General features: G+C 60.0%; 21 protein-coding genes and 2 pseudogenes. 5 read left to right on the top strand and 18 right to left on the bottom strand.

From position 1 onward, the window contains the following. Positions 1 to 14: 14 nt before the first annotated feature. The 12 genes from INS80_RS00110 to INS80_RS00055 form a co-directional block, all read right to left on the bottom strand. Entirely contained in the window at positions 15 to 4,277 is a 4,263-nt protein-coding gene (locus INS80_RS00110; protein ID WP_192963672.1) for a strawberry notch family protein, read from the bottom strand. Between the two features lie 102 nt (positions 4,278 to 4,379). Further along, positions 4,380 to 4,532, bottom strand: a complete 153-nt coding sequence (locus INS80_RS00105; RefSeq protein ID WP_043754116.1) for an antitoxin PaaA2 family protein — start codon at positions 4,530 to 4,532, stop codon at positions 4,380 to 4,382. Then, positions 4,522 to 4,686 carry a hypothetical protein gene (locus tag INS80_RS00100; protein ID WP_009819683.1) on the bottom strand — a complete coding sequence of 55 codons (165 nt, stop codon included), beginning with the start codon at positions 4,684 to 4,686 and terminating at the stop codon, positions 4,522 to 4,524. Before INS80_RS00100 ends, INS80_RS00105 begins: the two co-directional genes overlap by 11 nt. Positions 4,687 to 4,780: 94 nt before the next feature. Then, positions 4,781 to 5,299 (bottom strand): type II toxin-antitoxin system YhaV family toxin, encoded by a 519-nt coding sequence (locus INS80_RS00095; RefSeq protein WP_024099306.1) that lies wholly within the window; start codon positions 5,297 to 5,299, stop codon positions 4,781 to 4,783. Next, entirely contained in the window at positions 5,296 to 5,622 is a 327-nt protein-coding gene (locus tag INS80_RS00090; RefSeq protein WP_005668772.1) for a type II toxin-antitoxin system PrlF family antitoxin, read from the bottom strand. Before INS80_RS00090 ends, INS80_RS00095 begins: the two co-directional genes overlap by 4 nt. A gap of 124 nt (positions 5,623 to 5,746) precedes the next feature. After that, the gene (locus tag INS80_RS00085) at positions 5,747 to 6,400 is read right to left on the bottom strand and encodes a DUF6927 domain-containing protein (protein WP_142494606.1); all 654 of its coding nucleotides are present in this window, start codon (positions 6,398 to 6,400) and stop codon (positions 5,747 to 5,749) included. After that, entirely contained in the window at positions 6,400 to 6,993 is a 594-nt protein-coding gene (locus INS80_RS00080; protein WP_142494607.1) for a regulator, read from the bottom strand. The genes INS80_RS00085 and INS80_RS00080 overlap by 1 nt, the downstream gene beginning before the upstream one ends. A 76-nt stretch (positions 6,994 to 7,069) precedes the next feature. Beyond that, positions 7,070 to 9,052 (bottom strand): ParB/RepB/Spo0J family partition protein, encoded by a 1,983-nt coding sequence (locus INS80_RS00075; RefSeq protein WP_192963671.1) that lies wholly within the window; start codon positions 9,050 to 9,052, stop codon positions 7,070 to 7,072. 155 nt (positions 9,053 to 9,207) lie between these two features. Next, the gene (locus INS80_RS00070; protein ID WP_043754131.1) at positions 9,208 to 9,597 is read right to left on the bottom strand and encodes a DUF3768 domain-containing protein; all 390 of its coding nucleotides are present in this window, start codon (positions 9,595 to 9,597) and stop codon (positions 9,208 to 9,210) included. Positions 9,598 to 9,685: 88 nt separating this feature from the next. Continuing rightward, a complete protein-coding gene (locus tag INS80_RS00065) occupies positions 9,686 to 9,958 on the bottom strand; it encodes a DUF6330 family protein (RefSeq protein WP_192963670.1) in 273 nt (90 codons plus the stop codon). A 23-nt stretch (positions 9,959 to 9,981) separates the two neighbouring features. Further along, positions 9,982 to 10,920, bottom strand: a complete 939-nt coding sequence (locus tag INS80_RS00060) for an ArdC family protein (RefSeq protein WP_043754134.1) — start codon at positions 10,918 to 10,920, stop codon at positions 9,982 to 9,984. 40 nt (positions 10,921 to 10,960) lie between these two features. Next, positions 10,961 to 11,446 (bottom strand): hypothetical protein, encoded by a 486-nt coding sequence (locus tag INS80_RS00055; RefSeq protein ID WP_043754136.1) that lies wholly within the window; start codon positions 11,444 to 11,446, stop codon positions 10,961 to 10,963. Positions 11,447 to 11,890: 444 nt separating this feature from the next. Between INS80_RS00055 and INS80_RS00050 the strand changes: the two genes are divergently transcribed. Further along, positions 11,891 to 12,241 (top strand): MbcA/ParS/Xre antitoxin family protein, encoded by a 351-nt coding sequence (locus INS80_RS00050; RefSeq protein ID WP_027264271.1) that lies wholly within the window; start codon positions 11,891 to 11,893, stop codon positions 12,239 to 12,241. Further along, positions 12,241 to 12,753, top strand: a complete 513-nt coding sequence (locus INS80_RS00045) for an RES family NAD+ phosphorylase (RefSeq protein WP_043754138.1) — start codon at positions 12,241 to 12,243, stop codon at positions 12,751 to 12,753. Before INS80_RS00050 ends, INS80_RS00045 begins: the two co-directional genes overlap by 1 nt. A gap of 174 nt (positions 12,754 to 12,927) precedes the next feature. Here the strand turns inward: INS80_RS00045 and repC are convergent, their stop codons facing one another. The 4 genes and pseudogenes from repC to INS80_RS00025 all read right to left on the bottom strand — a co-directional run bounded on the left by repC (position 12,928) and on the right by INS80_RS00025 (position 17,641). Continuing rightward, positions 12,928 to 13,983 carry a plasmid replication protein RepC gene (repC, locus tag INS80_RS00040; protein WP_085870099.1) on the bottom strand — a complete coding sequence of 352 codons (1,056 nt, stop codon included), beginning with the start codon at positions 13,981 to 13,983 and terminating at the stop codon, positions 12,928 to 12,930. A gap of 240 nt (positions 13,984 to 14,223) precedes the next feature. Then, the gene (gene repB / locus INS80_RS00035; protein WP_223229246.1) at positions 14,224 to 15,192 is read right to left on the bottom strand and encodes a plasmid partitioning protein RepB; all 969 of its coding nucleotides are present in this window, start codon (positions 15,190 to 15,192) and stop codon (positions 14,224 to 14,226) included. Then, positions 15,192 to 16,391, bottom strand: a complete 1,200-nt coding sequence (gene repA / locus INS80_RS00030) for a plasmid partitioning protein RepA (protein ID WP_043754158.1) — start codon at positions 16,389 to 16,391, stop codon at positions 15,192 to 15,194. The genes repB and repA overlap by 1 nt, the downstream gene beginning before the upstream one ends. A gap of 342 nt (positions 16,392 to 16,733) precedes the next feature. After that, positions 16,734 to 17,641: pseudogene (locus INS80_RS00025) on the bottom strand (recombinase family protein). A 226-nt stretch (positions 17,642 to 17,867) separates the two neighbouring features. Here INS80_RS00025 and INS80_RS00020 point away from each other — a divergent pair. The 3 genes and pseudogenes from INS80_RS00020 to INS80_RS00010 all read left to right on the top strand — a co-directional run bounded on the left by INS80_RS00020 (position 17,868) and on the right by INS80_RS00010 (position 20,864). Then, positions 17,868 to 18,930: pseudogene (locus INS80_RS00020) on the top strand (hypothetical protein). A 757-nt stretch (positions 18,931 to 19,687) separates the two neighbouring features. Next, positions 19,688 to 20,074 carry an alpha/beta hydrolase family protein gene (locus INS80_RS00015; protein WP_192963669.1) on the top strand — a complete coding sequence of 129 codons (387 nt, stop codon included), beginning with the start codon at positions 19,688 to 19,690 and terminating at the stop codon, positions 20,072 to 20,074. Between the two features lie 439 nt (positions 20,075 to 20,513). Continuing rightward, a complete protein-coding gene (locus tag INS80_RS00010) occupies positions 20,514 to 20,864 on the top strand; it encodes a hypothetical protein (protein ID WP_226892485.1) in 351 nt (116 codons plus the stop codon). A 282-nt stretch (positions 20,865 to 21,146) separates the two neighbouring features. Here INS80_RS00010 and INS80_RS00005 read toward each other — a convergent pair whose 3' ends face one another. After that, positions 21,147 to 21,422 (bottom strand): MerR family DNA-binding protein, encoded by a 276-nt coding sequence (locus INS80_RS00005; RefSeq protein ID WP_226892513.1) that lies wholly within the window; start codon positions 21,420 to 21,422, stop codon positions 21,147 to 21,149. Beyond that, positions 21,376 to 21,516, bottom strand: a complete 141-nt coding sequence (locus INS80_RS19170; protein ID WP_226892501.1) for a MerR family transcriptional regulator — start codon at positions 21,514 to 21,516, stop codon at positions 21,376 to 21,378. The genes INS80_RS00005 and INS80_RS19170 overlap by 47 nt, the downstream gene beginning before the upstream one ends. Between the last annotated feature and the right edge of the window lie 507 nt (positions 21,517 to 22,023).

Raw genomic sequence — 22,023 nt, 5'->3', positions numbered from 1 at the left:
CCCGCTTTGGCTTTTCAGGCGGCTTGTTCTGCCGCCTTGGTGGTTCCCTGCCCAACGATCCGGGCCAGAATGGTCCCCGTGTCGACCCCGTCCCCATGCGGCAGGAACACCCGCAGCTGGAAGGCGATGATCTCAGTGAAGCAGCCGAGGGCCTTGAGGCCTTCGATCATGCCCCGATCAGCACCAGCGAGCTCGAGGCGCATCTCGCCTGCGACCCGGCGACGGGTCAGGGTGAGACCCCGGCCCAGATCGACCGGTGCGGTGGTGCCGAGGGCGGCGGTCAGCATCTCTTGCGGTGTTTCCGGGTTGGAGACTAGGAAGCGGGCGCGCAGCGCGGCCGCCCCTTCTTCGCTCAGCGTGCGCCCAATCATCGCGGTTGCCCCGTCAGGCGTGACCCTGTAGATGCGTTCATTCGTGGTCGGAATGTCCTTCCAGATCGGCAACAGCAGCCCGGTCAGCAGGTAGAGCTTGGTCGTGGTGGTTTTCGGCAGGGACGCAGCCTCGGCATCCCAAAGCCTTGCGAACTCAGGCCTTCCGATGTCTTCCCAGGCCGAGGACTCGAACCGCGCCTCTTCGAGATAGCTCGACCCGTTTGGCCGCACCACCTTGCGCATCAGCGTGACGATGTCCTCGTCATACATCTGCATGGGCCGCGCCGAGATGAGCGCCGCGCGACCGGAGGCGCGATTGACCATCGGCAGCTTGTCGGGGTTGCGCGACAGGGCGTCATCCGCCGACAGCACGTGGACCGGGTCCGTCACCTCAAGTCCGATGATCCGCGTCACGGCGCCAGATTTCGGGCAGGTCCAGAGATCTTCCGTGGAGACCTGTTCGATCTTTTCCCCGCGCAGGGTTTCCACGCCGAGATCGAGCGTGCCCGCCGCGCGCGCCCTTTCCGTCTGATCGGCGATCCGGCGCATGAACTCGGCAAAGAGCGCGTTCTGCATGTGGATGGGTAGCGCCAGCACCCGGTTCAGAAACCGCTGGATCGGGGGAAGCTCTTCGAGCAGCACACCGTCCTTGTCGATCAGCCGCAGGGCCGTCCAATCGGTGAAGCTCTCGTAGCTCATCGCCTCAGCGCGCCCGGCGGCAAGATCGGCGAAATACCCACGCAGCGCCGCCCGCGCGATCGGGCTTTCGAGATTGTCCTCCTCGCGGAACATGCCCTGCGAGCCGGTCTCGCGCTGGCCCTTGGTGAGCGCCCCCAGCTGGTCGAGGCGTTTGGCGATCGTCGAGGTGAAGCGCTTCTCGCCATGCACATCGGATGTGCAGACCCGAAAGAAGGGCGCGCTGACCTGGGCCGAGCGATGCGTGCGGCCCAGTCCCTGGATGGCCGCATCGGCGCGCCAGCCGGGCTCCAGCAGATAATGCCGCCGCCGCTTCTGGTTCTTGGCCGTTTGCGCCGCGTGATAGGAGCGGCCCGTGCCGCCTGCATCGGAGAAGATCAGGATATCCTTCTCGCCGTCCATGAAGGCTTGGGTCTCAGACGAATTGCTGCTGGCGGCGCGTTTCTCGATGAAGAGGTGGCCATCCTCGGCCTTGAGGGGCCGGATGGACCGGCCCGTGACTTCAGCGACGGCCTCGTCGCCAAAGGCCCAGAGGATCTGGTCGAGCGCCGAGGGGATCGGGGCCAGCGTCATCAACTCCATCATGGCCGCATCGCGCAGGGCCAGCGCCTCGCGCGAGACGACCAGCGCGCCAGTTTCATCGCGGAGCGGTTCGGCCACCATATTGCCATCGATCTCGACCAGCTTTTGCGCATGAATCGGGAAGGCCTGTTCGAGGTATCCCAGAACATAGTCGCGCGGCGTCAAGGCACCCTCGACGAGTTCACCCTCGGGATCCATCGTCTCAAGTCGACGTTTCAGCAGGCTCTCACCCGTCGAGACCACCTGGATGACGCAAGCCTTGCCCGCCGCCAGATCGTCCTCGATGGCGCGGATAATGCTTGGGGCTTTCATCCCCATCAGGAGATGGTTGAAGAAGCGCTGTTTCGTGCTCTCGAAGCGGGACTTGGCCGAGGCGCGTGCGGCCGAGGCATTGGTCTCGCCAGAGGCGTCGTTGACGCCGGTCGCCGTCAGCGCGGCTTCGAGATTGTGGTGGATGGTGCGAAACGCACCCGCATAGGCGTCGTAGATCTCGATCTGGGCCGGGGTGAGCGCGTGTTCGAGCACGTCATACTCCACGCCGTCGAAGCTGAGGGCGCGGGCCGTGTAGAGCCCGAGCGTCTTGAGATCGCGCGCGACCACCTCCATGGCAGCGACACCGCCGGCTTCCATCGCAGAAACGAAGCTCTCGCGGCTTGGGAAGGGGTATTCGGGGCCCTGCCCCCAGAGCCCCAGCCGCGCGGCATAGGCTAGGTTGTGCACGCTCGTGGCACCCGTGGCCGAGATGTAGAAGACGCGAGCGCGGGGTGCTGCCAGTTGCAGCCGCAGGCCAGCAAGGCCCTGCTGGGAGGATTTGACCCCCCTGCCCTGCTCGGAGCCTGCGGCGTTCTGCATGGCATGGGCCTCATCAAAGGCCAGCACGCCATCGAAGTCTTCGTCCATCCACTCGAGGATCTGGCTAAGCCGCGTGCTGCCGCATTTGCCCGCCGAGCGCAGCGTGGCGTAGGTCACGAACAGGATACCATCGCCCATCGGGATGGGCTGGTCCGGTTTCCATTTGGAGAGCGGCTGGATGTCGGCTGGCGAGCCGCCAAGATCGGTCCAGTCGCGGATCGCGTCCTCGATGAGCGTGGCGGATTTGGAGACCCAGATCGCCTTCCTGCGCCCGGCCAGCCAGTTGACAAGGATGAGCCCCGCGCATTCGCGCCCCTTGCCGCAGCCGGTACCGTCACCGAGGAAGTAGCCGAGGCGATAAGCATTGGCGTCCGGGTCATCATCGGCCCGGGTGAGCTTGGTCTGGTCGTCATCGATGGTGAACCGCCCCGGCAGGTCACGCCCATGGGCATCATGCGCCATGATGATCGTCTCGAGCTGCGCCTCGGAGAGATGTCCCTCCTCGATCAGCCTGGCAGGCAGGCGCAATTCTGAACCGGCCGCGCCAGAGGGCATGGGCGGCGCGACAGAGGCCATGGCGATACTTTCGACAAGCGGCGTTGGATGTTCCTGCGCACCCGGGATCTCGATCCGCTGCGGACGGTAGCGCGCATAGATGTCCGAGATGGGCGTGTTGTCGCGCGGAGCCTCAAGGCTTGTGAAAGTGAGCGGTATGGCGGCGTTGGTCTGAGCGTTGGACGCCGCAACTCTGGCAACTGGGCGCTTGCGCGTGACAGGTACTGGACCGACCGATCGCGCATGAGGGTTTTTCGCCGCCTGTTGTGCGGGGCGCGTCTCAGACCGGTTTGCGGCCACGGCGTCGACAAAAGGAAAGGCTTCATCCAAGTCCCGCACAGGGACGCGGATCATCTCGCCGTCCTCCTGCACCTTGTCGAAGACCATCAGCTGGGTTTCCACAGAGGTTCCGAGCTTGCGGTAGACCGGCCCCGGCATCGTCAGCGCCAAGCGCGGCGTCAGGAGACCGCAGGCGCGGAACCAATGCGCGGTATCGCGTTCGGGCGTGAATCCTGGCGGCATGATCGCCACCAGCCGCCCACCGGGCGCGAGACGCTTCGCTGCCGCAATGAGATGCTTGGCGGCGATGTGCTTGTCTCGCGAGCGATCGACCGAGGAAGCGAAGGGCGGATTCATCACCACGACGTCGGGCAGAATCGGCGTCTGCAGCAGATCGTCAATATGCTCACCGTCATGGCCCGTCACATCGCCGCCAAAGACCGCGCGCAATAGGCTCTGGCGAAAGGGGTCGATCTCGTTGAGCAGAAGCGTGGCACCGGCCCGGGCGGCGAAAGCGGCCAAGGCACCGGTGCCAGCCGAGGGCTCCAGAACGGTCTCGCCCTTGCGGATCGCCGCGGCCCGCAAAACCAGCGCCGCGAATGGCAGCGGCGTGGAAAACTGCTGTAGCCGGATCTGCTGCTCTGACCGGCGGGTTTCCGTCAGGAGCCGTGAGGCAAGTAGCCTTGCAGCGGCGATGTCACCTGCCGCGCCGTCCCCACCCAGCAGCACCTGGACAGCCGCAGCCTGCATCATGTCATAGGCTATGCGCCAGTCCCAGGCGCCCCCGGCATCACTGCCATGAAACGTCTCGCGCATGATACGCGCGAGCGCTGAACTGCGCAGGGGCTGGTCATCGACCTCCGTGCCGATTTGCGCGAGGGCAGAGGCGAGATCGGCTTCGGAGATTGCGAGAGCCGGGTTGGCCGTTCTGGGTTTGGACATGGGGATTTTCCTTTGGATCAGGGTCTGAGTTCCAAAGGACAAAAAGCCCGCTTTCGCTTTTCAGGGTGACGTAGTCAGACCGCGCCGACCTCAAAGGCTTGGTCAGGACTTGGGTTCGACCTGCCGCTTCGCATCAATCAATGCCTGTGCGGCCTGCATCACCTGAACCTGAGATGTTCCCGAGCGTGCATCCTCCAGCGCGGCCTGCACCTGCGCGCAAAACCACGTGTCATAAGAATTCGCTTCAGCGGCCACGGAAATGCTCCTCGAGCCCGATATCCAGCAGCTTGCCGAGGTCATCGGGCATGTCTGCAACGCGCACAGCAATTGGGAAACGGTGCCCCGTCAGGTCAGGCGCGCATTGCTCCTCTAGACCGAGGTGCTGCCTATCCTTTTCCGTCTCATTCATTGTGCTTTCTCCGACCGCATTATCAGCCGATGCTACATCTTCGAGCGTGGCGTCGTAAATGATAATGCCAAAGGGTCATAGCAAGCTGGCCCACTTACCGATCGGGCACCGCTTCAAGGGATTTCTCGAACCGCTTGCCTGCCGCTGCAGCTTCTTTCAAGAGCGCGTCGAAATTGTCAGGTGGGTTGCCATCTTCCAGCATCCCTTTGAACGTCGCATAGGCATCCGTCTTGCTGCCATAGGCGCGCAGGGTCTTGTCGTCGTTCACCCATGCCACCACGATGACCTTCGCATCGCTGTTGAACCGGTAGAACAGCCGATACTGCTGGAAGAATTTCGCCCGGAACCAGTGCTTGCGGTGATCGCCGAGTGTGCCGCCTTGCCGGAAGGCGGCGGCACCCGGATCTGCAGGTATGGCCTCGGTGACCAGCTTGAAGATGGCGGCCAGCCGTTTCGTCGGGTTTTTCTTGTGCCAGGTCTTGGGATCGCGAGCCTTACGCGCCTCTACCTCCTCGACCAGCCCTTCGAGCTGGTCCAGAAAGAGTGGGTGCGCATAAATCGACCATCCATTCACGACAAGGGGCGCTTGGGCGGGCACGCTATCGCCGCTCATTCATCCTCGAGCGATAGCGGCGCATCGAGATCGACATCAACGTCTCCGACCAGTGCTGCAAGACGGTCATGCAAAGCCCCATCGAAAGCCCGAATGCGGTCCGGATGCGCCTTGATATCGGCCTCGACAAAATCGAGAAAGGCTCCGAGCACGGGATCTTCCTCGTCGCTGCGCACGGGCTCGATATAGACCCTGCCACTCGGCTCGGTGCAGTAACGAATCTGGTCGCCCTTGCCCAGCTTGAGCTGTTTGCGCACACCCGCCGGCACGGTCGTCTGATACCGATCCGTGAGTTTCGAGACATCTTGTGCGAGGGCTGTCATGGCAGTCTCCTGAAGAAAAGGTTCTTTGCTGCCCGCGATAGGTAATGCATTTGCATTGCCTTGTCAAGACAAGCCGCAGCATCTGCTGTCGCCGGGCAGGTCGATGAACCGTCCGGCGCAGGACCTAATTTCGCCCCGCCAGGAACTCCGCCAGCACCGGGCTAGCCGCACCTTTCGCGGAGCTGAGCAGCTCCGAGCCCGCAAGCGAGGCCTTCGACAGGCGTACGAGCCCACCAGTTTCCTCGATGCGGTAGCAGCGGCGCTTTTGCCGCCCGCGCCTGTAGTGGGTCGCGGTGACAATCTGGCAGGTACTGCCATCGGTGAGCGTCACAGGTGCTGCGAGCTTGATCTTGTCGCCTTCCTCGTAGTCCGGGATCGCAGCCCAGTCCTGGCAGCGCTGGCGCCAGGCATGAGCATAGCTGTCTGGGTCTTTCAGCTCGGACAGCAGGGCCAATAGGCTCAGTGGCGCGCGGGATTCGACCGGTCCCGCGCTTTCCTCCATGTCCTTGTAGCCCCAGCAGCCGTCATCATATCGGGTAAGGAATACGGCGGCGAACGTGATGGAGCCATCCGCATCGGTCACATAGGTCGTGTCTTCGACAGCGGTGCCGTCGATATTTGTGACCTTTGCCGCCGCGTACCAGGTGGAGCCCACCTTGCAGGCTTTGACCAGTTCCGTCTTGCGCGTGTCGCCATGAGAGGTGCAGAGCCGGGCGATTTCCGCTTTCTCATCCGCGTAGGTCTGGACGCGACCGTCGGTATAGAAGAGCCAACCCATCACGCCGCCCTCCGGTCATCGATTTCCATCAGCGCATCGAGCGGCACGCGGTAGGGCTGCATGGCGTCGAAATCCTCGCAATTGCCGCAGTTCTGCACGATCGCGAAGGTGTCGCAGGCATCCTTCAGGATGACCCGGAAGGTGCCGCCGAGGCCCGAGGGCACCTCGTAGGTCCCGCCGATGAGATAATCCGAGGCCCGGCGCACGAAGACGCGGATGCTGTGGCCATCGGTGGCGAGCCGGATCGCCCCCCGCCCCCGGTCGATGAGAACCTGCACGTCATCCAGGATGTCGGTGTAGAACTGGCCGGTCAGATCACGAAACGCCATGCGGCGCTGCGCCATCCAGTCGGTGTCCCGAAACGGGTTCATGCCATTGGCGAAAGCAAAGGAAGGATCGGCCTGTTCGGTGGTGACGATACGGGTGGTCGTGCCATCGATGCCATTTGAGCGCAGATGCACACCATTGCCGACGATGAGGATCAGGGCGGGCCTGTCCACGGGCCCGTTCCAGTTGGGCAGGAAGGTCTTGCAGGCGCGCGCATGTGCGATTTGCGCCGCAACTGCGGAGGCAGAGAACATGAGAATAGCCATGGGGATGTCTTTCGGTTGAGTGTGGGAGGGTCGACCCGCGCGGGCGGCATGGTCCACGCGCGGGTCGCGTGATGGCTCAGGCCGCTTGCGCGACCTCGCCGTCAGGCTCCGGGGTTTCTGCGATGGGCTCCGCCTCATCAAAGGCGATACCGGCGGTCTGCATCATAGGCGGGCACCAGGCGGCCACGGCAGCGCGCTGCGCGTCCGTGAGCGTCGCGAAGGGCTCGGCGAAGAGCTTGTCGCAGAAGGCGACGATCTCCTTCTTGCTCGACGAGGCCAGCGTCACCGCCTCCTGGGTCAGACCCAGATCCTCGCCGAGGATCTTCAGGAGCCAGGCTTTCTTGAAGCGGTTGAAGAGTGCAGCATTCGGCGCCCAGTGGGCGCGGATGTCGGGCATGATCTCGATCTCGAACGCATGCATCAGGTTGTCGCGCTGGCGGTCCCGCGCGAAGCAGGACTGCGTGGTGCTGGCGGTTGCAAAGGCGACGAGCTTGGCCTTCTCCCCTGCCTCCAGCGCGCGAAACGCCGCGAACTGATCGGCGGGCGCGCGGGTGTCATCGAGCCAGGAGAGATCAAGCGCATCATGCGCCGCCGCCACCTGCTCAAGCGAGGTCTCGTCGATCTCGTCCATTTTGGCATGGCTGCGGTATTCCTTGCGAGCATCGATCTTGATCGCCTGCGTGACACTCATGCCGCTGGCCAGAACATCACTCACCAGCTTGAAGAGCGTCAGATCGAGCGTGGCCTCCGGATGCAGCGCCATCGCGGCCCCAAGCGCCATGGCTCGCTCGGTCTTGAGGTCCTCAGCCAGTGAGGCCGGGTAGGTGATTTCGCCCGGGTCCGGGGCCTCCTCCCCGGTCGGGCTAGCCGAGGAGCCGCGCGCGCCCTCCTCTTTGACGGTGTCTTCCGGGCGGACGAGGCCCACATGGAGCGTGATCTGCCCACCCTGCCACGACGCTATCACCCCAGACCGCGCGAGGTCCTCGGCGCTGTAGGCTTCCTGCAGATCGCGGGCTTCCTCTTCCAAGGCGTCGACGCGGTCGTAGAGGGCATTGTACGCGTCCTCCTCGAGCCCTTCATCCTCCATCTCGAGTTGCAGTTTCTCGAGCTCGGCGGTGATTTCCTCGATGCGCTTTTGGGCCGCCTCATCGGGCTCGGTCGGGCCGGGATAGACGCGGCCGTAGTCGGCCATGGTCGCGTAATCATAGCGCACCATCGCATCGGCCCAGGCAAAGCCCAGCCTCATACGGGCCTCTTCGGCAGCGGCACCGAGCTTTTCGAGCAAGATGGTTTCGACCAGCGCCGCATCCTCGAGCACCGAATGCTCTTCAAGAAGGTCGGCAGCGATCGCCCCGCCGCGCGCCTCATACTCCTCGCGCACAAAGGCCCCGATATCGTCGCTGACCTGCACGCCTCGGGACTTGAGCGCCTGTCGCACCGTGTAGGCCTGCAGATAACCGCCGTCTTTCGTGAGCGCCTCGAACACCTCGCGCTGCGCCTCCTGGCTCGGGTGCTCGGCGAAGGCTTTCATCGTGTCGAGCGTGATCACCTTGGCGCGGGCCGCGGCGCGGATGTCGGGATGGATCAGGCCATAGCGCAACCGGCCTTTGACGGCGGTGACGGTCGTGCCGAAGGTCTTTGCGATGGTCTCGGGCGTCTGGCCGTCGACCTCCATCATCCGCGCGAAGGCTTCGAACTCGTCGATCGCGTTCATGGGGGCCTGGGTGATGTTCTCGGCGAGCGACAGCGCCGTGGTCAAGTCACAGTCCTCCGGCACAAGGCGGCAGTCGACCTTGGTTTTCGCTGTGAACCCCTTGGTGGCCTTGTCTGCGACCAGCTCCTTCAGCGCGGCATGGCGTCGGCCACCAGCCAGCACGGCGTATTTGCCGTCGAGCTTCTGGACCATGAGCGGCTGGAGCAGGCCCAGCACAGCGATGCTGGCCTTCAGATGCGCGATGTTCTCGGGGTCATAGGTTTCCGGCGAGTTGCTGCGCACATTTGCGGGATGCGAGACCAGATCGCCGATGGCGACGGAGACGGGTTTGAAGCTTGTGGTCATGGCGTTTCCTTTTCGGTGGGTTTGGAGCGGCCCGCGCATTCAGATGCGCGGCCAATCCCCGTCTTCAGGGATCACCACGACAAAAGGCCCGCTTTGCCTTTTTGGGGGCAGCGGGCCTTCATCGTCTGAGATGTCAGGGGGAGGCGTCCCCTGCCCTACCAGTCGCGCGCCAGCATGATGGTCAGCACGCGCATGGTGGTGGCGGGATTGTCCGGGGCCTCGGCGCCATAGCGGAAGTCGGAATCCGCTTCGTACAAATCCAGTTTCCAGAACACGGTCTCGCCGCGGACCTCGACCGCCCCGAAATCATGCCATCCTTCGGGATCGTTCTCGGGCTCGAAGGTCTCGAACATGCCCGTGGCCTTCACCGCCTCGGCCATGAAGCCGTCACCGGCATTCATAATTGAGCGGGTGACATGCATGCGGCCCTGAATAGACTGGGCGGTTGGCACACCGAGGCACGCGAGCTTGCGAAACGCGTCGTTCTGCGCTGCGATCACACTCGGATCAGGGCGGTCTGTCTGGGGTTGTCCTGTCATGGACATGGGGTGCTCCTTTGAGAAGTTGAAACACCCTTCCAAAAGCCAGCTTTTTCTTTTTCCCCCTGGCGGCAGGACAGAAGCAGAAGGGGCCCTACCCGAACAATCGCTTGGGTCTGTAATTCGGGTTGGGGATGGTTTCGATCCAGCCGCCTTGGTCCGTGATGCTCTCGAGTGCCGCCGAGAGCGGGTAAGCGCCCTCGGACGGGCTCCACCAATAGGCACCGCGTTTGAAGGTGATGATCTTGCGGCGGCCATCTTTGAGTTCGCGCTGGTCCGCGAAGCGGCAAACTGTCCGGGGGACAGTTTGAGGCAAGAACGGGCGGAGCCCGGCCACCCGCAGCGTCTTGGGTTCCTTACGTGACATGGGCGTCTCCGTTCTCCCTGTGGTCAGGCGGCCTTGGCTCGGCCCCCTGCCCTGCCCGCCTCCGATCTGGCGATCAGGTAATCACAGGCGCGCTGCGCATCCGCGGCGTGCTTGAAGATCGCACCCTTGTCCGACCGAAGAACGCGCAACCAGTTATGGAGGTAGGCAGCATTCATCTCGAGCGTATGCGCCGTAAAGCCGAGCGTCTGACCCAGGAACACCGAGGTCAATTCCGCGACGATCTCCTCGCGCGCGTAAGAGGTGTTGCCAAACTTCGAGAACCCGAAATCACGGTTCAGTCGATGCCGGGCCTTCGTGGCATGGGCCAGCTCATGCGCCCAGACCCCGTAGAAATTGCGCGGGTCCTGGAACCGCGTGATGGATGGCATGTAGACCTTGTCCACGGGGGGCAAATAGTACGCCTCCGTGCCCGTGAAGACGGTCGTGATGTCGATGGCATCGAAAAACGCCTGCATGTGCGGGATGGGCTCGGACGGCGGATGCTCGGGCGCGGGCTCCGGGTCTGGGAAGAAGCTGTCGGGCAGGCCATCGATCTGGCAGGCATTGAACACGCGGTAGGATTTCTGGAAGCGGAAGATGCGGGCTTCCTCGGAGCGATCATCGCCATCGCTGCGGTCGTCCTCGCCGCCCGCGTCTTTCCGGCTTTGGCCGTAATAGACGACGACAGAGGATTTCTCGCCCTTGCGGACCTTTGCGTCCAACGCATTGGCCTGAGGCAGAGTCATCCAGAAGGGAGAGCTGTGGCCCGCCATCACGGTCCGCATCGTCAGCAGGAAGTTGTTCACCCCCTGGTAGGGTTCGCCGCCCACGCGCAGGGGGCGTGAGCTGCCGCCTGCGGTCCAGGGCTTGCGCCACGGCAGGACGCCGCGCTCGATGATGCGGATGATTTCGTTTGTGATGACCTCGGAGGCATCGAATTTGGGCGTGGGGGATCGGGCCATGGCTGGCCTCCTTTCGAATGTTTGTGAGAGGGAGTGGTGATCAGATTGACTGACGGGGCCGCGGATCGTTGACGATCCTCGCGCCGAGCCGCTCGACCGTGTCGATGTAGGTGGTCAGCGAGACGCACCTGCCGGCACCTGAAAGGTCAGGATCGACAGATCTGTCCCGCGCCACCCGCGGCAAGTTCGCGAATGCGATAACATCGGTGACGGGTCGGATATCGATGAACGGGGTCCCTCGTGCGACCGCAAGAGCGGCCAAGGGAAAGCGTTCGATCGGCGCGAAAGTCGACACTGTGGTCCAGCCGAGATGAAGGAACGTCCCACCCTCCCCGCAGATCACATGCGCGTTTGGCAATAATGCCGCCTGCCTGAGGTAGCCAAGATCGCGCAGGACGGTCTCGCGCTCGAGTTGCCGCGATAGCGCCGTCTGGCCAGTTCTGCGCAGCTCTCTATGCCGCCACCAGGAGGCGGCGGTTGTGCGGAGCACGCGCAAGACACCTGTTTCCATTAGAATGCCCTTCATTAGGAAAGACAGACCGGAATCCGGTCCGGACCCATCCGAGGGACCCCAAAGGCCCTCATCCGTCAGTCACAAAACCCGAAGGACACTTTTACTTTTCAGCAGCCAACTGGTCCGGGGTAACGGCCGAGGGTCCGACACCACCGCGGACCCCAGTGACGGCATGCAGTAAGTGGCGGTTTCGATCCAAGATCGGCAAGCCATATCGGCAACTCCGGCCCGACTGCTGCAGTCTTTCTCATATTATCAATAGCTTATCTGACGTTCTCGATCGGCAAAAGCGCTCCAACGGTGACCTCTCAGGCCCAAAGATCAGGATTTGCTTCGTTCAGAGCACTGCAGCGTTACGGATAAGCACGGGAAACGAAGGCGCAGCGCCTCCTGTCAGCTTGAATTTCAGCGATGTTGCCGCTATATACCGTCAGTATCACCGTAGGAGCATAGATCATGCACATCACGAACTTTGCTGAAGCTGGGCAATTCGAACCGCGCAAGATCGCCGCGGTGCTACGCACATCAGCAGAAGAGATCGCATTGACCGTCGGCTTGGGCAAAGACGCGTTGCAGAGGCGAGCCCGCATCGGTTCGGACAAGACGCAGCGCCGCCTGCGCGAATTGGTAGAGGTGCTGAACAAAGTTGAGCCCCGCTTCGGCTCGGAACTGATGGCCTATGCATGGTACCGGTCAGAGCCCCTGCCCGGCTTTGATGGCCGGACAGCCATGCAGCTGGTGCAGGAAGGCAAAGCTCAGCAAGTTCTGGAATACATCGATGCGGTCGATGCGGGCGTCTTTGCCTGATGCCGTTGAAAGATGGACGCTACACAGGGCCACTCTATCGCGCCCTGAACCCGGTCTATGCGCGTGAACCTCTGTCCGGACGAGGCGCTGAACTCTATGGAGGGCGCTTTAACGCCAAGGGCACCCCTGCCCTCTACACCTCGCTGGATCCCGCGACCGCTCTTAGAGAAGCCAACCAGGTAGGCAGCCTGCAACCCACGATCCTGGTGTCCTACAAAGCCGACCTTGGGCCTATTTTCGATACCCGCGATCAGGACAAGCTCGAACGGTATGGTGTGACCGAGGCGATGCTTGCCGACTCTGCATGGCGCATGAAGATGCTCGATGGCCAATTGGTACCGACACAGGAGCTAGCACGCGCCCTTATAGCAGATCGGTTTGCGGGGCTTCTGATCCAAAGCTTTGCGAAGGGTGCGTCATCAACGGACTTCAACATCGTCCTGTGGGCCTGGACTGCCAACAAGGGTTCTTTGGAAGTGGTGGATGACGAAAAGCGGCTGTCGCGCATGTGAGTTGTGAGACTTGGTGCCGGATCTGTCCACCGCGGTGGACATCGGCGGGTCGGAGGTACATGGATTGACTGTGTAGTATCGCCCTAGTGGAATTTGGCTCTGTCGCTTTGATGCATGTGGCGAGACCGCGCGTCATTGGACTAGTTGATGGCCAGACGTCCACCGCGGTGGACACTAGGCGGTTTGCATAGCAGTTTTGGATAGACGCTTGATCAAAGCCACTGGATCAAACTGGTCTTGACGTTGGCCCAAGGTGATACTGTGAAAGTACGCTCCAAAATCCCTGATGCGTTGTCCAAGTTGTAGCATGATGAAGATCGCGCATGACGCTTTCTGAGCTCCTACTGCATTCTTGGCTTTCTCAAATGTTTCTGGGTGAATCCCCATCATGGGTGCAAGAGTTCGAGCATGGTTTTCAATGTCCAACCAGTCTCTAAGTCTCTCTGTGGAGAACGATGTCGCTTGATCGCAGACTGAGGTTAGCAAGTCTGGTTTCAGAGCTTCATTGCCTGTGTTGCTATCTAAATCTTTTTTTTCTTCTTCAGACATAGATTGGTGCCGGACAGTTTGTCCGTCATTGGCGGGCAACTCCACAGTTTCTGGTGGGTTATCTGGGGTATACAAAGTCTGGCATTCTTTGTCCGTGTCGGCGAGCAGCGCGTGGTATTCGGTAAGGCTCAGCTTCCTGCGTAGAGCTCTCCGTGCGTGGTTGATGAATGTGTTGCTGGGATCATGCTCTTCCAAATGGGCGAGCTTTGTCAGGATCTGTTTGCGGACAAATATCCGATCCCGCCGGTTATTTTCCATCTCATGTGCGATGGCGATAAGCTCGCTCGCACGTTGGAGGAGGGGGGTTAGAGACAGTCCATAGCTGATGCATTCCCCGCTGGATGAGCGAACGCGGTAGCGCTTTCTGTTCGAGCTGTCATTGCGTTTGATGAACCCGAGTTCGACGAAGCGGTTGATGTGCCTGCGGAGTGTCCGTTCGTCGATTCCGCCGACGCGCTGGCAAATCGAGTCGTTGGACGCGAAAACCGTTTCGCCATGGCCGGGCTTCAAGAAACTGAGCATGGCTTGAAGTGTTTGGATATGGCCAGGACGCAGACCGAATACGCTACGTGCATCTCTTAGTGCCCTGAAGATGGTCCAGATGTCGGTTTCAGCCGCAGAAATTGAGCCGCGTGATGCATCAGCATCAGCGGTTCTGATCGATAGTTTTGTAAATGCCATGGTTTCTTCACGACGACCGTTCGGCCCACAACTTCCCAGTCTCTTCCCGAGATTTCGCTCAGAAAAAGGCAATAAAAACCCGTCCACCGAATCGGTGACTCTTGACCGGTTTGCTGGAGGTTGCTACATCATGAGTGCTAATCGAATGATGAGGGCTCTCCAGGGGAAACTTTGGGGGGCTCTTTTCTTTCTGGTCTTCGCTTTTCTCCTCTGCTCGAGTTACTCTGTGTGGCTCGGGGCTTAGGACCCAGAGCCGCTCTCATTCCGCCACTGTTCGAAGAGCTTCAAAAGCGCTGCCTCCGCGCGCTCTTCGATCCATTGGCCGAATTCTGGGTTGTCCTTCTTGGTGATCTTGATAGCGATCGTTTTCTGGTCGACTGTCAGCGTTCCCACAGAGCTACCGTCCCCATCTTTGACAACGGACGTTAGGCTGCGGTTGGCTTGCTTCTTGTCGCTACGCGCCTTGTTCGAGCAAGCCGAGTAGACTGCCTGAAACTTATCCGCGCTTGGAGTGTCGTCGGGCAGGGCGGCGATCACCTCTTTGGCTGTGTTCACCAGATCTATCTTTTTCGACAAAGCGGCCAGGTCACCCCATTGCCGTCGTCCGATGCCATGTGCCGGCCCGATCAGCTGTACAAGCCCTTCTGGCAGTTGCTCTATGACGACGCGATGATTGGACACGCCCTGCCGTGTCAAGCCGAGAGCATCCTGAATGACGTTTGGCTTGTAACCTGATTCCTGCATCTCTTTGATAAAAAGAGATTTCTCAATGAAAGACGGGTCTAGTCGGAGGTTGTTCTCTTGGCCCTGTGCGATCAGAGATGCGTCGTCATCCAGGCTTCGAACGATCGCCTTGACCGTTCCGCCGACCATGCGGATCGCTGCGAGCCTGCGTCGTCCGTAGATGATACGGTATCTGTCCGGTTGCGCTGATGGACGGACCATAATTGGTACTTGTTGCCCATGCTTGCGAATGCTTTCGGCCAACTCATCAATACTGGAATCCTCCAGCACCAACCGATCGCGCAGACCATCCATGTCAATCTGATCGGGCTCGATGTCACGGATCGAATTCGCGGTAATCTCGCGCAAAGAGTCGCGCAATCCGCCAACAGATCCTGGCAGTTTTGCTGCTTTTGGCGGGGTAGGGGAGGGGGCCGCGCTCTCCTTCTCGTCCTTTGGAGGCTGATTGAAGATATTTCGGGCCATCAGCGACGCCCCCATGCCATTTGGATTGTCTGTTCCAACTCATCTCCAACGCCATTCACGCTGGTCAGAGCGCGATCAATCGTTTTTCTAATGAATTGGCTCGGATCAACTTCGTAGACGGTTTGCTGGGTCATACCGGCGTCCGAGATTGCTGTAGATTTCAGCATTGGCTCAGTCATGACCTGTCCGGCCAAGATCGATCTCAGGTAGCCCGCCATCTGGGTCTGAGGCCCGTCCGACGGCTCGTATCTCGTGATCAAGAACTTTACGAAGTCCCATGTAACGCGCCTGCCAATGGCTTCTTCGACAGCCTTTACCGTTTCCGAAGCAAGTTTCAGGAACTGGCTCATTGAAGCAATGTCGAGCATGCCAGGCACGACCGTTACTAGGAGTCCCGTCGAGGCTGCCAACGCCGTTAGGGTCAGAAAGCCAAGTTGAGGTGGGCAGTCGATCAGAACGATGTCGTAATTCGCCTCTACTTCCTCAAGCGCTAAGGCAAGACGCTCCGCAAATATGGGTTGCACCCGGCGGGCGAGGGCGTTTGCCGTCTCAGTTTCGTATTCCGAGAGCATCAGGCCCGCTGGGACCATATCGAGCTTATGGAAGTAGGTTTTTTGGATGACGGCTGAGAGCGGAACTTGTTCCTCATATCTCAGGGCATCATAGATTGTGCCGCCTTCGGCGAACTCGAGCTCTGGCCGAAAGCCGAAAAAGGTGGTCAAACTTGCCTGCGGATCGAGATCCAAGACCAACACTCGGTAACCTCGCAAAGCATACCGTTGTGCAAGATGGATCGTTGCTGTTGTTTTTGACGATCCGCCTTTGAAATTGACGACAGATATCACCTGGAGACGATCGCCTTCACGTCGACCGGGGCGGTAGCTTTCTGCGTTCTTTCCGGTGCGCCCCAGAATGTCGCGCAGCTTATCGATCTCTTGGGCTGTGTAGAACCGGTGTCCGCGGTTGTCTGTATGAACTTCCGGGAAGCTGCCGTCCTTGTGCCGGTTGCGCAGGTTAGATGTGCTAACGCGCAGGAGGCTGGCAACTTCGGTAGAACTGAATCGGCGCAGGGACTTTCGTTCTTCGGGCTCGAAAGCGATCTTCATCTGGCGATCCAAAGATTCAGCCAGATTGTCGGCAAATGCTCCGATGTCGGAAGAGCCTATGCCTTGCGCGTATCCAACGTTACGATCATCCATGTCCTGCCGCCCACTCTCGGCCTCTGTTGAGGCTCTTGGTCATTCTGACGGTGTACAGCGCGACTGACGCGTTTTACCGTCAGAATGGGAATGCCACGATCAAGTGAGTCCGGCAAGAAGAATCTAGATGTAGTGTGAAAGTTATCCACAGCACCAATACGTACAGTCACATCAAGATAACTGCAAGTTGTTGATTTTATGGTGATAAATCCAAAAGACCGTGCTTCAAGCCATTCATGGGGATTGTTTGGATGGTATTGGCTAAACCCATGCAACCAATGGCACAATTGACCTTCTGACGGTGTTTAGAGCGATAGATTCAGCTGTTTGAGCCTCTGCTAGTTACAGTTGGGAGTGAGCCGATTCTGATGAAATTAGGCCAAGCCGCTCCGCTCGTTCGAGCAACATTTTGACCGAAGACGGCTGCCAGCTGGCACGACCTCGAGGGGTCCGTTCGCGCATCGACTCTAGCCGATCGCAGATCGCCTGCAGCGTGATTTCGGGGTCCGCGCCTTTGATCGCTGCGACGATGGCCGGCAGGCGGTCATCGGTTTCGCGGCGTCCGGCGCGGCCAAGCACCTCGGCAGGAAGGAACCCGTCGCGCACATATGCCTTCACAGCGCGGAGCAGTCGGCCTTGTGTCCAATGGTGATCTGGGGGCAGGGGGGCATTGATAATTCGCAGCACGTCTTCCCAAGCCATATCGGGGCGCAGGCGGCGCACATGAGGCACCCAATCCTGCGCGGTCTCGTTCAGGCGTTCCATATAGCCGTCCTGCCGTGCCAGCCGCACCTTGCGCAGCGCGGCGGGATCCTTGGCGCGTAGCCCTGGGTTGCCGCCTACGCGCCCTTTGGCGCGCGCAGAGGCAAGCCGGCCTTTGTGCGCTCGCGGATCAGAGCGCGTTCGAACTCAGCCGCAGCGCCCAGAACCTGCAACGTGAACTTGCCCTGGGGCGAGGCAGTGTCGATCGGGTCCTGGAGCGAGCGGAAGAACGCCCCCTTTCCCTCCAGTCTTTCGATCACCTCCAGCAAGTGCGACAGAGATCGCGCAAGCCGGTCGATCCGCACAACGACCAGCGTATCGCCGCTCTGGACGCGTTCGAGCACGCGTGCCAGCACGGTCGCGCGCGATTGCCGCCCGAGGCGTGCTCTTCAAAGATCTCGGCGCATCCCGCAGACTGCAGGGCCTCAGACTGGGGCAGGGGGGGTCTGATCCTCTGTGGAAACACGGGCGTAGCCTATCAGGGGCATGAAAACGGGCCGTTTGCAATTTTATGTATCATCAATAAACGACCATTTGTAAACGAATGCAAGCAAGTGTTCTCTCGTCGTGCTGGCGCACAATCCCTTGGTTTCCTTGCGCTGAGCGCGATCTGAGAGGTTCCGCCGGCGGTCGCGCGCGCATACTACATAAAGAGCATGGGCAATGACCATAAAACTGCTTGGGTAATGTGCATAATAATAGTATTTTGCATATATGAAGCCGCAAGCATCTACTTTTCTTGATGATTTCGACGACCCCCTCATCACTGTCGAGGGGGATGAGGAGACTCACGAAGACGACCTCTGGTTCCTGCCGGGGCCGCTCGAAGAGGGACCGGATGATTTGCCTCCCGGGCCACGGGCGGAACCGCCTGATACCGCGGTCATCGACGATTGGGCAAAGGCAGAGGGGGCTCACTCTGCGCGGCTGGCAAAGGTGGCTGGACGCTTGGGTGCGCTGGATGACGGGTTGCTGCGTGGCCCGAATGGCTGGCGAAACAGACTGGCACTGATCGAGGCGGCAGACGTCAGCTGGCTTGCAGGGGATCGGGTGAGTTCTGACCGCCTCGCTCTTTGGATATCAATGCGATTGTCTGGCGCGCAGGATGATCCGGAAGCGCTGCCCGAATTGGGTGGGCTGTTCGTCGCCTGACAGGTGGTCCCGGCCCAAGGTCGATCTTGCAGCGTTTCTTGACCGCCGCGATCCCGAGAACATCGAGGACAGCGCCGAGCGTTTCGAAGATCGCGCTCGCGGATGGCTAGCTGTGATGACGGCAGCTTCCGATCTGCACCCAATTACACGCGCCTGTATGGGATATCACCTTTGGAGCTGGCTGGTCTCGGGCAACACGGCGACCAGATCGAAGCGGCCGTCACAGCTGCCAGGATCGCGGCCAGCGACGGAAGCGGTGCCATCTTTGCACCGCTGGCCATGGGTGGGGCAGGGGGGCTGCGTGCCTCCGGCTTGCCGTTAGAGCGGTTTGGACCGCTGGCTAGATGGCATGGACAGCGCCATTTTGACTGGCGATGCGTCACCTGGATGGTATTGAAGAAGGGGCGTTCGCGCGAAGAGCGCGATGGCGCAACTGTCGGGTCGTACACCTGTCTTTGCGCAAAGTCCTCACGGAATGGCCTTTGCCTCGGCTCCTATGGCCGAGGCCTTGACCGGTGCGAGCCGGGCTGCTGTGCAACGCAATCTGATCAGGCTGGAAGAAAGGGGCTTGATCCGTGAGATGACAGGGCAGCGGCGCTTTAGGATGTGGCGGATCGACATCTAGGTGCTTTGACAAACCCGGCGCCAACCCGGCCTTGCGGGAAACAGCCTTCGTTCTGCGCGCAGATAACGACGGCAGAGAGCCCCAAGTTGTGATTCGAACTTCTCGCTGCGCTCGCCTGAAGCGAAAAAATGCTGCAGTGCCAAAAATTTGATGCTGCCAAGCAGCAGAAGAACCGGTCGCTCAAGAAGCGTACGGCGATGCTGGCAATAGCAACCTACACCTTGCGGACAAATCCGTCCCTACCTGACATTACATGTACGCGCGGCTTGACGGGTGAGTGGGCAGCGAAGTGCCCATCTTTGCATCTTATGAAGCAGCTCGCATTTGAAAATAAGGGTAAGGCTTGATCAGCGCGACCCAGGGGACCACTGCGCAACCGGCCCCGAAGAGAAACCCCTTGACTCTGTACTCACTACAGGCCGTAGGACTGCCATTGAGATATTCGGAACTGATCAAATCTGGCAAAGCATTGACGCAACAATATGAAACAACCAACCGTAAACATCGGCGAACTCTTTGGTCCGTATGCCGCAGCTCTGTCGTGTCTGTTATGATAGCCTCGCGACAGCAGCGTCTGCGCAGCAGGGTACCGAGCAAAACGCGCCCCAAGCGCTCCTGACTTCGACGGAGGTGTCGCTGTCGATTGGAGCCGACGTTCTCGAGACGCTGCCTTTGCTCAACAACGATGCTTTGGCCCGCGTGAGAATCCGGGAAATAACATACGATAGCGGCGGGCTGCCAGTGGCCGGTTTTCTTTTTGAACCAAACGCTCCTGTCCGCATCCGGCATTATCTACAATCGCGGCGGATACGGTACATTCGGCATGCTCGCCCCTAATCTAGATTTTTTGCAACTTGTTGATTTGGCGGCGGAGGGTTGTGTGGTGGCGAGCCAATACCGGGGAACCGCAGGAGCCCCTGGCCACGATGGGTTTGGAGGCGAAGATGTCGGAGATGTGCTTTCGCTGATTGATGTGTTGGATCGACTAGAGTCGGTCGATTGCGGACCGTATTGGGGTGATGGCCATAGCCGCGGCGGCTTGATGACATATCTTACCGTGACAAGAACAAATCGTATCCACGCCGCCGTCGTGATGGCCGGACCAACTGATCTTCGGGCAGGATTGGAAGCCCGCCGGAAATGATGCGGGTCTATGCGGAAGCTATTGACCGGCAAGGTGCGGAGCTTGGATTGAACTCGATGCTCGCTCAGCACTCAATCTCGTCGAAATAAATTTCCGTAGACCACTCCGCTTCTTATCCTGCACGGCACCGCAGACTGGCGTGTGCCTCCTTCGGACTCCCTAAGGCTATCAGAAACTTTATTGGACCGCCGCGTGCCCTTCGGCTCGTTATGCTTGAAGGCGGTGATCACAGCATGTCCGAATTCGAGCTTGAAGTTCAGATCATGGTCCGGGACTGGTTCGATCGCTACCTCAGCCCCGATGCGAAGTTACCCAACCTCGCGCCGCATGGGCCGTAGGTGGTTGCGATGATGAACGAGACTTTCAAGTCGGATACCAAAGCCAAGGGCAAGAATCTGCAGAGAAGTATTCATCCAAGTCGACGTCGCGGCTTACTTCTTTGCTGCGCTGGTCCGTGCTGATTGCTGCAATCTTGCTGCTCAATTTCCTGCTTGGAAAGGGTTTTACCGAACTTATCGAAGGACAGCTTGATGCCGGATTGTCTTCAGGGGTCTGGTTCGGCGTTGCTGCCCTCGTCGTCTACGCCTTGCTACTGGCAATTCCATTTGTCCCCGGTGTGGAAATCGGAATCGCACTCTCATCATGTCAAGGACCAGCGATCGCGCCCTTCGTGCATGCTGCGACTGTAGCGGGATTGTTGATTTCTTTCGCAATCGGTGGGCCTTCGCGACAACATTGCCGTGCAAGTTTTTGGACACAATGGGGCTCCACCGCGCTTGCGCCTTTGTAGACGCGATGAAGGTGATGAGCCGTCAAGAGAGGCTAGAGTACCTCAATGCGGCGGTGCCGCGGTGGATTGGGCGATGGATATTGCGGTATCGCTATGTGCTGCTGGCCGTGTTGATCAACTGCCCGGCAATAGCTTGATTGGTGGAGGTGGTGGAATACTGTGGTTGCGGGGCTGAGCCGGTTGTTCTCACTGCCCTCTATCTTGGTTACGGTGATCCTAGCGACGGCACCGGTTCCGCTGGCCGTCTGGTTAATTGGCGTGGACATTCTCAAGTGACGTCTTTCATGCCACTTCGGTCAGCGCGTCAATTACGGGGACACTCGGGTACGTTGTCGCCGGTGCATTGCGCACGGTAGAAGACAAGACGTGCTCGATTCGCTTGAGATCGGCAATCTTGGTGCGAACCGAGGTAAGATGCGTATTTGCAAGAACTTGCATTTCGCCACAGGTCTGGAGCGCCTCCATCGACAAGCGCCAAGAGATCGCGAACCTCTCCAGCGTGAACCCCAATTCACGCGAACGCATAAATAAAGCGCAGCCGCGTGACATGACTGTCATCGTAGACGCGGTAGTTTTTGCTGGAGCGTGGCGTCTCAGGCATGACGCCTATGTTCTCGTAATAACGAATGGTCTCCAGGTTACATCCTGTCATCTGCGCCAATTCTCCGCGCCGAATGATCTTCACAGGTTATGATGTTTTTTCAAAATTACCCCCTTGAGCCTGTACAACTACAGACATAGTTTGAAACCTCAATGAGGCAAGGACGATTCGAATTATGACTGAAACCACATCTACAGGCCGGGAGACGGCATCGACGAAACGCCGGGTGCCGATAAAAAGGCATGGGCAACAACGGTCTGGGGGGTGCTGGGCGCGCTGGCGATGACCTCGTGCTGCATCCTGCGCTGGTGCTGGTGAGCTTCGGCGTCACCGGCGTGTCATCGCCCAGTGGGGCGCCCTCTACCAATACAAGTGGATCACCTTCGCGCTGAGCGCCGCGTTCATCGGCTACGGCTTTTACAAGGCCTACCGCCCGATACCGGCCGAATCATGTGCCGATGGAACCTGCGCGCGGCCCATGAACCGAACATTCATGCGATCCATTCTTTGGATTGCAACCGCCATCGTCGCCGTCGCGATGATCTTCCCCTATCTCAC

This window comes from Phycobacter azelaicus (genome assembly GCF_014884385.1).
GTDB lineage: Bacteria > Pseudomonadota > Alphaproteobacteria > Rhodobacterales > Rhodobacteraceae > Phycobacter > Phycobacter azelaicus.
The sequence above is the reverse complement of the archived record's forward strand: the minus strand, read 5'-3'. Positions and strand labels throughout refer to the sequence as shown.